Origin of the sequence: Flavobacterium sp. W22_SRS_FK3 (genome assembly GCF_052113665.1) — a bacterium.
In the GTDB taxonomy this organism is placed as follows: domain Bacteria; phylum Bacteroidota; class Bacteroidia; order Flavobacteriales; family Flavobacteriaceae; genus Flavobacterium.
Genome location: NZ_JBGQOF010000002.1, coordinates 44,058 through 57,659 on the forward strand (window position 1 = coordinate 44,058; position 13,602 = coordinate 57,659).

Annotated in this window: 10 protein-coding genes; 7 read left to right on the forward strand and 3 right to left on the reverse strand. The window is 34.6% G+C overall.

Annotated features, from left to right (window positions below; genetic code table 11):
* Nucleotides 1–23 precede the first annotated feature (23 nt).
* From ACEN2I_RS02150 to ACEN2I_RS02180, 7 genes are all read left to right on the forward strand, one after another.
* Nucleotides 24–305 (forward strand): DUF7674 family protein, encoded by a 282-nt coding sequence (locus ACEN2I_RS02150; protein ID WP_441764476.1) that lies wholly within the window; start codon nt 24–26, stop codon nt 303–305.
* Between the two features lie 83 nt (nt 306–388).
* Nucleotides 389–466 (forward strand): potassium-transporting ATPase subunit F, encoded by a 78-nt coding sequence (locus ACEN2I_RS02155; RefSeq protein WP_081491444.1) that lies wholly within the window; start codon nt 389–391, stop codon nt 464–466.
* Between the two features lie 75 nt (nt 467–541).
* Nucleotides 542–2,242 carry a potassium-transporting ATPase subunit KdpA gene (gene kdpA / locus ACEN2I_RS02160; protein WP_441764477.1) on the forward strand — a complete coding sequence of 567 codons (1,701 nt, stop codon included), beginning with the start codon at nt 542–544 and terminating at the stop codon, nt 2,240–2,242.
* A gap of 19 nt (nt 2,243–2,261) precedes the next feature.
* Complete coding sequence (gene kdpB / locus ACEN2I_RS02165) at nt 2,262–4,280, forward strand: potassium-transporting ATPase subunit KdpB (protein WP_441764478.1); 2,019 nt, start codon at nt 2,262–2,264, stop codon at nt 4,278–4,280.
* Between the two features lie 34 nt (nt 4,281–4,314).
* Nucleotides 4,315–4,878 carry a K(+)-transporting ATPase subunit C gene (locus tag ACEN2I_RS02170; RefSeq protein ID WP_441764479.1) on the forward strand — a complete coding sequence of 188 codons (564 nt, stop codon included), beginning with the start codon at nt 4,315–4,317 and terminating at the stop codon, nt 4,876–4,878.
* Between the two features lie 286 nt (nt 4,879–5,164).
* Nucleotides 5,165–6,292: a sensor protein KdpD gene (locus tag ACEN2I_RS02175; protein WP_441764480.1), complete on the forward strand. Its 1,128-nt coding sequence runs from the start codon at nt 5,165–5,167 to the stop codon at nt 6,290–6,292.
* Nucleotides 6,293–6,408: 116 nt separating this feature from the next.
* Complete coding sequence (locus tag ACEN2I_RS02180; protein ID WP_441764481.1) at nt 6,409–8,136, forward strand: ATP-binding protein; 1,728 nt, start codon at nt 6,409–6,411, stop codon at nt 8,134–8,136.
* Nucleotides 8,137–8,721: 585 nt separating this feature from the next.
* On the opposite strand, the gene ACEN2I_RS02185 is transcribed toward ACEN2I_RS02180, so the two are convergent.
* From ACEN2I_RS02185 to ACEN2I_RS02195, 3 genes are all read right to left on the reverse strand, one after another.
* Nucleotides 8,722–10,542 (reverse strand): alkaline phosphatase, encoded by a 1,821-nt coding sequence (locus ACEN2I_RS02185; RefSeq protein ID WP_441764482.1) that lies wholly within the window; start codon nt 10,540–10,542, stop codon nt 8,722–8,724.
* 252 nt (nt 10,543–10,794) lie between these two features.
* Nucleotides 10,795–11,769, reverse strand: coding sequence for a purple acid phosphatase family protein (locus tag ACEN2I_RS02190; protein WP_441764483.1), 975 nt, complete (start codon nt 11,767–11,769; stop codon nt 10,795–10,797).
* Nucleotides 11,770–11,844: 75 nt separating this feature from the next.
* Nucleotides 11,845–13,587, reverse strand: a complete 1,743-nt coding sequence (locus ACEN2I_RS02195; RefSeq protein WP_441764484.1) for a RagB/SusD family nutrient uptake outer membrane protein — start codon at nt 13,585–13,587, stop codon at nt 11,845–11,847.
* Nucleotides 13,588–13,602 lie beyond the last annotated feature (15 nt).

Here is a 13,602-nt window from a genome sequence, read left to right on the forward strand (position 1 = left end):
GAAGAACACAAAATTCATTTAACATGAAAAATCAAGTCTCCTCAATCTACAAGCAAGCCGAACGCTTTGCTGAGATTACCAAAAAATCTATTATTTCTGGAAATATATTCCGTGCAAAAAGATGTTTGGCACTTGCAGAACGTTTGTTTATTTCTGGAAGTAACGAAACTAAAAACGCTATTTCTAATGTTTACGTTTGCTCAGTTTCAACCTTTCTAGAAATACGTCACTGTAGTATTTCAAATCTTTTTCCGCAAACACTTAAAGCGGAATGCATCAAACAAATTAACACATCTGGACTATGATGACTATAATCTTAACTGCAGTTGGGCTGATACTTTTTGCCAGCTTTTATAAAATGATTTCCATTTTCGAAAAAATCTAAATTATGACACTACTTTTTATCATCGCCATTGCCGTTTTTATTTACATCGGCTATGTGCTAATTAAACCCGAAAAATTTTAATTAGAAAATTTAGAATGATGATTTCAAAAGAAAAAGCAAAGTAAAAATCTGAACTCTAAAATCTCAAATCAAATTATGAATACAGAACTATTAGGAATTATCGTTATCTACGGAGTAGTGCTTCTTTTAGCAATTCCGTTAGGCCGTTATATCGGTAAGATTTTCAATTATGAAAAAACTTGGCTGGATGCAATTTTTGATCCAATTGACAAACTGTTTTTTAAAGTTGGCGGTATAAATCACAACATACCAATGACTTGGAAGCAACATTTAACTGCACTTTTATCTATTAATTTAGTTTGGTTTGTTCTTTCAATTTTAGTGTTGACCAATATGCAATGGTTGCCTCTAAATCCTGATGCAAATCCATCAATGTCAGCTGATTTAGCGTTTAATACAGCAATCAGTTTTATAACTAATACCAACTTACAGCATTATTCGGGCGAAACTGGCTTGTCTTATTTAGGGCAGCTTTGTTTGATGCTTTGGCAATTTATAAGTGCGGGTTGTGGTATGGCCATTTGTGCAATGGTTTTTGTGGCTATGAAAGAAAAAACGACCACTGAATTAGGGAACTTCTATAGTTTTTTCGTGCGTTCTTCTACACGAGTACTATTGCCTTTAGCCGTAGTTGTGGCTTCTGTTTTGGTTTTCAACGGAACGCCAATGACTTTTGAAGGAAGAGACAAAATTACTACGCTTGAAGGTAACGAACAAAATATAAGTCGCGGCCCCGTTGCGGCATTTGTAGCCATCAAACAATTAGGCACAAACGGCGGTGGATTTTACGGTCCTAACTCAACCAATCCGATGGAAAATCCGAATTATTTGACCAATATGGTTGAGAATATTTCGATTGTTTTAATTCCGATTTCCATGATTTTTGCGCTGGGATTTGTTTTAAAACGAAGAAAATTATCCTATACCATTTATGGTGTAATGACTATGGGATTTTTGATTTTACTGATTCCATCTGTAATTAGCGAAACGAAGGGAAACCCAGCTATTTCTAGTATGGGAATTGCCCAAAACTTTGGTAATATGGAAGGAAAGGAAGTCCGAATAGGATCGGCAGCCGCTGCAAATTGGGCGACTTACACTACTTGTACCAGTAACGGCTCGGTGAATGCTATGCACGATAGCTTAAATCCAATTGCTGGAATGACTACACTTTTAGGAATGATGATTAATTGTTTCTATGGCGGAATTGGTGTTGGTTTTTTAAACTTTTACATTTTTATAATCCTTGCCGTTTTTATTAGTGGGCTAATGGTGGGGAGAACTCCTGAATTTCTAGGGAAGAAAATAGAAGCGAAGGAAATGAAAATTGCGATGATGATTGCCCTTTTACATCCCCTTTTAATTTTGGCAGGAACTGCCCTCGCTAGCTATTTATATGTAGGTAATCCCGAAGCTTTATCCGATTGGTTAGCAAATCCTGGTTATCATGGTTTCTCAGAAATGTTGTATGAATTCACTTCTTCATCAGCGAATAATGGTAGTGGTTTTGAAGGTTTAGGGGACAATTCGTCTTTTTGGAATATCTCAACTGGAGTTGTAATGCTTTTTGCACGCTATTTACCCATTATTGGGCCAGTAGCCATTGCGGGAATATTAGCTTCTAAAAAATATATTCCTGAAAGCAACGGAACTTTAAAAACGGATACAGCAACTTTTGGTTTATTGGTTTTCGCGGTAATCTTTATCATAGCAGCTTTATCGTTTTTCCCTGCTCTAACATTGGGTCCAATTGCTGAATACTTATCTGTAAAATAATCTAAATAGTAAAAATACCATGAGTGCAACTCAAAATAAATTATTTCAAAAAGAGTTAGTTGTCGAGGCTTTCAAACAGTCATTCGTGAAACTAAACCCCCAAATAATGTTCCGTAATCCAGTTATGTTTACTGTCGAAATTGGGACGCTCATTATGTTTTTTGTTTGTCTTTGGATTCTTTCCGGGGAACACTCACAAGGAAGTTTTGGTTATAATTTTACCATCTTTTTAATTCTTTTAACAACACTACTTTTTGCCAATTTTGCTGAAGCCATTGCTGAAGCCAGAGGAAAAGCGCAAGCTGATAGTTTAAGAAAAACCAGAGAAGAAACTCCTGCAAAGCTTGAAAACGGGCAGATCATTTCTTCATCTGAATTAAAAAAAGGAGACATTTTTGTTTGCGAAGCGGGCGATATTATTGCTACTGACGGTGAAATTGTCGAAGGTTTAGCAACTATTGATGAAAGTGCCATTACGGGTGAAAGTGCTCCTGTAATTCGAGAATCTGGTGGGGATAAATCATCGGTAACTGGTGGAACTAAAGTCTTGTCAGATAAAATAAAAGTAAGGGTAACCTCCGAACCTGGTGAAAGTTTTTTGGATAAAATGATTGCTTTGGTCGAAGGAGCAAGCCGCCAGAAAACACCAAACGAAATTGCTTTAACTATTTTGCTAGCTGGGTTTACATTAGTCTTCATTATTGTAACGATAACACTAAAACCATTTGCCGATTACGCAAATGCTCCTATAACCATCGCAGCTTTTATTTCGCTATTTGTTTGTTTAATTCCAACTACTATTGGCGGTTTATTATCTGCTATTGGAATTGCAGGAATGGACAGAGCTTTACGTGCTAACGTAATTACAAAATCAGGAAAAGCTGTTGAAACTGCAGGAGATATTGATGTTTTGCTTTTGGATAAAACAGGAACTATTACGATCGGAAATAGAAAAGCAACTGCTTTTTACCCAACCAAAGGAGTTTCTAAAAAGGAGTTTATTCAATCAGCTGTATTGAGTTCTTTAGCAGATGACACTCCCGAAGGAAAAAGTATTTTGGAGTTGGCTGGAGCCGATGTTACCAATAAATTATCAATAGAAGGTGCTACTTTGATAAAATTTACTGCAGAAACCAGAACTTCCGGGGTGATTTTGAAAGATGGAACTAACATCCGAAAAGGTGCGCAAGATGCTGCTAGAAACATTGCGCAGCAAGCAGGAAATCCTTTTCCTGAAGATACTGCGCAACAAGTTATTACAATTTCTTCGAATGGAGGAACGCCTTTAGTTGTTGTTAAAAACAATCATGTTCAAGGTGTCATAGAATTGCAGGATATTATTAAAACAGGAATGAAAGAACGTTTTGAACGCTTGAGAAAAATGGGAATCAAAACGGTGATGGTTACAGGTGATAATCCGTTAACTGCGAAATTCATTGCTGAAAAAGCGGGTGTTGATGATTTTATTGCGGAAGCAAAACCGGAGGATAAAATGAATTATATCATCAAAGAACAGGCAGAAGGCCGATTGGTTGCGATGATGGGCGATGGAACAAATGACGCTCCTGCGCTAGCGCAAGCAAACGTTGGTGTGGCAATGAATAGCGGAACGCAAGCGGCTAAAGAAGCGGGAAATATGGTCGATTTAGACAATGATCCAACCAAACTGATTGAGATTGTTGAAATTGGAAAACAGCTTTTGATGACTCGTGGAACCTTAACGACTTTCTCTATTGCGAATGACGTTGCTAAGTATTTTGCTATTATTCCAGCCTTATTTATTACAGCGATTCCTGCTTTGCAAAGTTTGAATATTATGGGATTACACAGTCCTGAAAGCGCCATTTTATCGGCGGTAATTTTTAATGCGATAATCATTCCATTTTTGATTCCGCTAGCGCTGAAAGGAGTTGCTTACAAACCAATTGGAGCATCAGCATTGCTTCGAAGAAACTTATTTATTTATGGACTTGGAGGCGTTTTGGTTCCGTTTATCGGAATCAAATTGATTGATATACTGGTTACTATTTTCTTATAAACATTTCACAAACAACATCTAAACACTAAAAAAGATGAAAACAAATATGATTCCCGCTTTGCGTTTAACACTATTTTGCGCTGTATTTTTCTCTGGAATTTACACTTTGATTATTCTCGGAATAGCGCAATTTTCACCCAATAAAGGAAAAGGTGAAATCGTGACTTCAAAAGGAAAAACCTACCACATTAATGTGGGGCAAAAATTTACTAAAGACAAGTATTTCTGGTCACGTCCGTCTGCAGTTAATTACAATGCTGCAAGCTCAGGAGGTAGTAATAAAGGTCCAAACAATAAAGAATATCTAGCTGAAGTTAAAACAAGATTAGATTATTTTATGAAAAAAAACCCAACAGTGAAATGCGAAGATATTCCTTCAGATTTGCTTACTGCTTCAGGGAGTGGAATTGATCCTGACATTTCTATCGACGGTGCAAAAGTACAAGTGGAACGCATTGCTAAAACTCGAAATCTAAGTATTGATACTATTATAAAAGTAATTAATGAAACTAAAGAACGTCCCCTTTTTAGAATGTTTGGCCCTGAGAAAGTGAACGTTTTGGCTTTGAATATAGCTCTAGATGAGATTTCTAAATAAGATTCTGACATACAGAGAAACAAAGGTGCAAAGTTTTATGTACTAACCATTTCGACGGAAAAGAAGTCATACAAGTAGAGTTTGCATTGTTGTCGAATATTAATACAATTAGTCTTTGTATCCAAATGATAAATTGCTTGAGAAAATAATGACAGATAGTTTCCCCTGATGCCCTAGCCCTGATAGTAGTGAAAATCCTTTTGTGCCAGTGTTTGGCACAAAAGATTGTAGCGAATAGCAGGAAATTGCTTCTAAAAAAAGAATTGGTTTAAATTTTACATTGACAATGGATCAGAAAAAAGAAAATAATGCACGGCACTTTCTCGATTTAATTCAGAAATCACGAAAAGGAAAGTTTAAAATCTACATTGGGATGAGCGCAGGTGTGGGTAAAACGTACCGAATGTTGCAAGAAGCACATTCGTTATTGAAAAATGGAATTGATGTGAAAATTGGCTATATTGAAACGCATAGTCGGAAAGAAACCCACGAACTGTTGTTTGGATTACCATTGATTCCGCGTCGGACAATTTTTTATAAAGGAAAAGAACTGGAAGAACTCGATGTTCAGGCGATTATCAACCTCAGACCCGAAGTGGTAATTGTGGATGAATTGGCACATACTAACATTGAAGGAAGTAAAAACGAAAAACGTTGGCAAGATGTTTTAGAGATTTTAGAAGCTGGAATCAACGTGATTTCGGCAGTGAATATACAGCATATTGAGAGTTTAAATTCGGCTGTAAAACGCATTACAGGAATTGATGTTCAGGAACGAATTCCAGACAATATTTTGCGATTGGCTGATGAAGTTGTGAATATTGATTTGACATCGGAAGATTTAATTGCACGTTTGAAAGAAGGAAAAATTTACACAGAAGATAAAATCCAGACTGCTTTGTCAAACTTTTTCAAATCAGAACAAATTTTGCAATTGCGGGAATTAGCATTAAAAGAAGTGGCCAGTCAAGTGCTGCGAAAAGTTGAGAATGAAGTGTCTAAATTGCACGCTTTAAAACCCGAAAAATTATTAGCTTGCATTAGTAGTAATGAAAAAACAGCAAAAATTGTGATTCGCAAAACAGCTCGTTTAGCTAGCCACTACAACGCAAGTTGGTGTGTTTTGTATGTAGAAACTCCCAAAGAAAGTAATACTAAAATAACACTATCAAAACAACGTCATCTAATTAATAATTTTAAATTAGCCACTCAATTGGGTGCCGAAGTCATTAAAATAGAACATCAAAATATTACGGATACGATTTTAAAAACTGTTGAAGAAAAACAAATTACAACTGTATGCATCGGAAAACCACATTTGAATTTATTTAAAGTAATTTTGTCTACAACAATTTTTAGACGACTGTTAAATCAGCTTTCTTTATTGAATATTGATCTTGTAATACTTTCATAAGAGTAAGAGCATTTTTGTGAAATGTTTAGATGTTTGGAAAATCCATTTTACATTTTACAAAAAAATAATCAATTAAATACTGAGGATGAGATTGCTTCGTTCCTCGCAATGACATTATGAGAATTAAAACCAAACTAAATCTGGGTGTTGGATTATTGTTTATACTGATAATAATACTCTCCTTAGTGAGTGCTTTTTATGTTTTTTCAATAAAAAAAGACACTGAAAATATTCTAAAAGCCAATTACAATACTTTAGAATATTCCAGAAATATGCTTTTGTCTTTAGACCAAATGACGATTGACAAAGAAAAGGCTACTGCTGTTTTTAGACAAAATCTTCAAAAACAAATTCAAAATGTAACTGAACCTGGTGAAAAAATAGCCAATGATAATCTTAACTACCATTTTGAAATTTTGAATAAAAATTTTACAAATGAACTTTTAAAAACAGAAATAAGAAAAGACATTTTTGCCATAATGAAACTTAATATGAATGCTATTAAGCAAAAAAGTGATATCGCAAAACAAACTGCAGCAACAGCCAATTTATGGATTGCCATTGTGGGAACTTTATGTTTTTTAATTGCCTTTAATTTACTAATTAATCTTCCAAATAATATTGCTAATCCGATTCAAGAATTAACCAGAAGTATTCAGGAAATTGCAAACAAAAATTATTCAAAACGGGTTCATTTTACAAATCATAATGAGTTTGGTGATTTGGCCAAATCATTTAATACGATGGCTCAAAAACTAGAAGAATATAACAGTAGTAATTTGTACAAAATTTTCTTTGAGAAAAAAAGACTCGAAACACTAATCAATAATATGCACGATCCAATTATTGGACTGGATCAAAATGGGGTGATTTTGTTTGTAAACGATGAAGCCCTAAAAATTATCGGAAAGAAAACTGATGAAGTAATTGGAAAATTCTCTACTACACTCGCTTTATCCAATGATTTGATGCGTTCCTTACTTTTAAAAGATTTAGTTCCGGAATCGAACAAAAAGCAACCAATGAAAATTTTTGCCAACGAAAAAGAAAGTTATTTTGATAAAGAAACCATCAATATTACCATTACACCAACTGGTGAAGAAAAAGAAATTAATATTGGTGATGTCATTATTTTAAGAAATATTACTCTTTTTAAGGAACTTGATTTTGCTAAAACAAACTTTATTGCCACCGTTTCACACGAATTAAAAACGCCAATTGCTTCGATAAAATTAAGCCTGCAATTGCTTGAAAATGCCAAAACTGGCACTATGAATGACGATCAAAAACAATTGGTTGAAAGCATAAAGGACGACAGTGAGCGCTTGTTAAAAATCACGGGAGAATTACTGAATTTATCGCAATTAGAAACAGGAAACATTCAGTTGAATATTGAGAAAAGTGATCCTGCTGAAATAGTAGGTTACGCGGTAAATGCGGTAAAGGTAAAAGCAGATCAAAAAAATATAAAACTCGTTTTAGAAATTCCAAGTCATTTACCAAAAGTAAAAGCAGACAAAGAAAAAACATCCTGGGTTTTAATTAATTTTTTGACTAATGCTATTACTTATTCTTCAGAAAACAGTACTATCATTATAAAAACAACTTCTGAAAACGATAAAATTACTTTTTGTGTAATTGATTCTGGAAAAGGAATTGATGCTCGTTATAAAAACAAAATTTTCGACAAATACTTTCAAATTCCAGGAAGCAATAAATCAGGAACTGGTTTGGGTTTGGCTATAAGTAAAGAATTTATTGATGCTCAAAACGGAAGCATTTATGTTGAAAGTGAGTTAGGTTTGGGAAGTACATTTGGAATTATCTTAAAGTCAGCGGTATAAAATTAGTAATTCAAAGTTTTGCTGTAATTTCAAGAGTGAAAAAATTGTATTGCCAGAGCATCTAAGACTTTGCAAACTACTAAGGTTTAATTCGATTTCAACTTCCAAAAAAACTCTGTTCTTAACACGACAATTTAATAAATAAAGGTATCATATAAGATAGTAGATTGAAGTCATTATAATCTTTAAACTGTTTTGTATCCGTCACTTAATAAAATGAGGGCCCTGTTCTTTATTATAGGTCTCATTCAATATCAACTAGCTACAAATCTGCCTTTTTCTCCTTACATCTCTAATTCAATGAAAGGTGTAAATTTTTAAACCCAGCGCTGAATCGCAGCATGATCCACACTTACTCCCTCTACTCTTCATTATTTCTTCAACATCACGATAAATAAGTGTAAATCTTGATTTGAAATATATTGCCTGAAGAATTATGTGTTTTTGGATAACAATCACCTTTATTAGTATTCATTTTTTGATCGGTTTAAATTCTAAAAATAAAAGTTATTGCCAGATGCGGCAGAACAGTACTATAAATACATTATGAAATAATTTAAAACAACAATCAGATTCAGAAAAATTTTAAAAAAGAGCCTTGATTATTTGGGTATGAATTTCTGTGTTCTGATAAACACCTGAAAAATTTTGAGCTCCCGGACCATAAGCAAAAACAGGAACAGGTATGGCTGTATGGTCATTGGTGCTAAAACTTCCCTGAACATATCCTTTTTTTATACTGCCATCGATTAATGATAGTCCGCCAGTTTCATGGTCAGCTGTAACAATTAAAAGGGTGTCTGGGTTTTTATCTATAAATTCCATTGCCTGTCCTATTAACTTGTCAAAATCAAGCATTTCACGAACCACATATTCTAAATTATTTTTATGTCCGCCATAATCTATCTGAGCACCTTCGGCCATGATGAAAAATGGATTTTTTGTTTTAGAAAATACTGTTGTAGCTTTCGCTAAAGATTTGGTTAAAAAATCTCCTCTTCCTTCTTTCATAGAAACTACTGCCGAATCATCTAAAAGAACTATTTTATTGTTTTTAATGGTATCCAGACTACTGAATCTGTCAGAAAAAGTATACCCTTTTTCTATCAATAATTTAGAAAGATCTTTACCGTCTTTTCTGGACTTAAATTCTTTTAATCCTCCACCGATTAAAATATCAGACGGATTGATTAAAAAATCATAAGCTATGGGCTCGCTGTAACTTCTTTCAGGCTGATGCGCGTAAAAAGCAGCCGGAGTAGCATCTGTAGTATTTCCAGCAGAGATAATGGCTGTTTTAAATTTTTTATTTGCCAGTTGTTGTGTAATTAATTTTAACGGTTTTTCGTTTTCATCCACACTAATAAATCGGTTATTGGTTTTATGTCCCGTTGCCATCGCTGTTGCTCCTGCTGCCGAATCGGTAATATAACTATCAGAAGATTTGGTTATTGAAAGTCCTTGTGTTGGAATGTTAAAAAGGTTTAATTGTCCTTTGTTGGCGGTGTAACCTGCGTAAATCTGAGCTAATCCCATTCCGTCACCAATAAGTAATATTACATTTTTTGGTTTTTTATTTTTGAAAGAAACCGATGTGTTTTTAGGAGTGTAAACTTGATAAAATTCTGTATTCTGATAAAATGTTGTCTTTATTTTTTTTAAGAATTCACTTAGTGCCGCCACATTATCGGTACCAATAAAATCAATTTTTAAATTCATCAAAGTCATCCAGGTATTCACATTGTCCTGTGTAGCCCAGAATCTGATTTTTTTATGCTGATCGTGTACTTTTTTAATTGCAGTTTGAATTTTTTGTAAATCAGCTTGTGTTAAAACACCTTTACCATTCCAAACTGTCAACTCTTTTAAATCCTGACTGATTATTTCGACGCGGGACAATTCTTCTGGTAAATAATTTTCATTCAGTCTTCCGTCAAAATAAATAAATTCCGGATATGCTGCCCACTCAGAAGGCAAAGGCCTGTTTCCTGAAATAACAACTTTAATATTTTTATTAGAAGTAATTTCCGGAAAAAATTTTAAATGCTGTAGAATTGCTTTTAGGGTAGCATCAGCATCAGATTTAATGTCTATCATTAAAATCAACGGTTTATTATCCGGATAAGCTTTGCCTTCTAAATTTTTTAATTTTAAAGAAAGGGGTTCCAGATATAAACTTTTTAGTGTATTGTGCGGCGCAATTTCGTTTGAGCTATGAGCGACAAACAGTTCATTATTAATTAAAAAAACATCTGCTTCTATGATACCGGCTTCAATAGAGTAAGCTCCATAAAAAGGAAGCGGACTGGCATAATCATTATGCGAATGGATATTCGAAGAATTGTATTCCTGTGCTTGTGTAAACAGGAAAAATTGGAGGCAAAAAAGGGTTATTATTTTTTTCATTGAAATTGAAATTTATTTCTTTGCAAAGCTGTAGGTAACTTTAGATAGAATTTTATTTATCACTTTTGTCCTGTCTGCTTTGTTGTTTCTCTTTTTAAAACTGCAGACTTTGGGGAAGCCTGCAGCGTAAAAAACTAAAAAACATGAAACTAACTATTAATTGATTTGACTTCTACCGGTTTTTCTTTATTTGTTACTAGAAAAAAATGAGTTGGAGTCAATAAAAGTTAAACAGATTTAATGGGATACAGTTTATTTTTTTATTTCGGTAGTATAGATGACTTCTCCTTTTTCATTAACAGCTTGCAGATACAAAGTGTCAGCTAAAACTGAAAATACCATAAAACCATATTCTGAAGCTGCCAGTTTACTAAAAGGTAAACGATCGATTGCTGTAACTTCAGAAGCGGATCCTGAAACAAAATAATTGGTTTTACCTTCTGGCAGTAAATGTTGCAAATCATGGTCGTGTCCAGCGATATAAGCATCTACTTCGTACTTATCAAAGAGGGATTTCAATGATTTTCGTACCGCTTTGGTATCATAACTTTCTCTTCTTTTTAAAGTTGCTGTAAACAATGGGTGATGTCCAACAACTAATTTCCACTTCACACTTTTAGGAGCAGTTGTTAAGGTTTTAATAAGCCATTTTTTTTGTGCGGTGGTATCCTGTGAAATAACATTTTTACCATACACTTCATTTTTATAAAACTCCGGAATTAAAGGATTGGTATCTATGAAAGCAATTAATACCTGCTGATTAGGATCTCCATTTATATTAAAAGTCTTGCTGTAATATCTTGCAGGCATATTCCAGCGGCGGCTTATTTTGGAATAGGCAACCTGCGCATCGGGATTACCGGCATAATCATGGTTTCCTAATACCGAATACCAGTTCCAGTGGAGAGAAAAATCAGTATAAATATCTTCAAAAGAGGATTTCCACTGTGGGTCATATTCACTTGCTACCCCTACCGGATAGAAGTTATCACCGGTAGAAATGATGAAATCACGATTGATTTCTTTAGCACTAACAGCCATTTGCTTAGCTACAGGAATTTGATGGTCTTCGCCAAATCTGCCCCAGTCACCCATGACGATAAAATTTAGCGCATTCGGATATTTTTTGATACTGGTATCTTTTGTTTGAGCCGAAGCAAAATTTAAACAGAGTACTATGCAAATAAAGCCTATTAATCTATTTTTTTGTAATACTGGTGTTTTCATTTTTCTAATAATTAAAATTGAAGACTGCTTTAAAAAACCGGCAGCCTTCAAAATATAGAATCCAATTGGAATTAATTAATATCCCTTATTTTGCACTAAATATCCTGGAACATTGGATGCCCCATCAATAGCTACCTGAGGTATAGGAAAAAGTCTGTGATCTACATTGGTGTCCGATTTTTCTGTCCATTTATCTTCATAATGTCCAAAGCGAATCTGATTGGTTCTTCTTAAACCTTCCCAGTAAAATTCAAAACCATATTCTCTGTATAAAATATCCAAATTAATAGCAGGAAGTGCTGCAGGAATTGGAGCGCGGGCAGTTCTCGAAGTTCTTACTGTATTCATATCAGCCAATGCACCTGCATTATCTCCTTTTCTTAATTTAGCTTCAGCACGCATCATAAAAATTTCAGCGTATCTTAGTAATACAATGTCTACACTGCTAAAAGTATTTCCATCTGGAGAAGTATGACTGAATTGATATTTGGATACTCGGTATCCAGAATAGTGCATGCTGCCGTCTTTAGTGAAATCAACTTTCTCGGTAAGGTTAACATAGCCTACATTTAAATCTGGCCCATTTCCTTTAATTTGTTTGACAGGGTAAATTCTATATCCTCCATCACATTTAAAAAATGCTCCATTGGCATCTTTTCTTGCTGCCCAGGGAATACCTCTCATGATTCCTCTGTCAATTTCAAAATCTTCAGCTTTTACACAATAGTAATGATCCTGATCGTTTAACGGTGTAAACCCGGTAAGATCTTTCAAGTTATCTGGTACTTTTGCATTGTTTTTGTAAAATCTGGAATCAGCATCAGCAGGATCTACATCCCCATAAGCATCAACCCATGTCTGGTAAAAATCTGATGTGATAGCCGGGCCATCAGTACCATCCGCATTAATGGATTCCGGTCTTGGAAACATCGATCCTGGTATTGACCAGTATGCCCATCGATTATTTTCGTCTTTTAAAACACCACGCTGATCTAATGCAAAGATTAATTCCTTATTTGAGTTATTGTTATCATTAAACAAATCAAAATATTCAGGAGACAGGCTGAATTTACCTGAGTTTATAATGTTATCAGTATATTTAATAACCTTATCCATATCAGCAGCAGCAAATTGAGGTGTTCCATAAGGATCACGGTAAACAGCGGCATTTAGATATAATCTGGAAAGGAGTCCCCAAACCGCACCTTGTGTCATTCTACCCGGCCCTTTATCATTATTAATTACGTCAGCAACAGATAGTAATTCACTTTCTATATAAGATACTGCATCTTGCCCTCTAAGGATTTCAGAAGTACTTGCTGATGACTCCTTTTTAAACACAAGTCCCCAGCTGTCTAATGTCATCATATTTAAATAAGCTCTAAGCGCTTTCATTTCGTAAAGTGCTCCCTGAGCTTCTATATTTCCGCCTTCTGCAAGAGGTTTTAAAACTTCAATGGCAGTTAATGTTCTGGAAATATTTATAGTAAGCTCATTCCATGTAGTTTTAACAAGGTCATTAGTAGACGTCGTTGTGTGTGCTTGTACTGCTAAATATTTGCCTCCGTCGTACCAGTCAGTTCCACCTCTATAAGGTAAGATTCCTTCGTCACTGGCAATCAACTGTAATCCGAAATTATTGGTATGATACCAAGTTGATTTAATTTGACCATATGCTGGAGCAATCGCACCGCTAATTGCTTCTGCCTGTCCGGCGCCGTCTAAGGATTCATCAAGGACCTTTTCTTCTAAGTCAGTACAGCTCCAGTTAAATAATAAACTAAATGCAAGAGCTGCAACTATTATTTTATTTTTCATGTTATGTTATTTTTG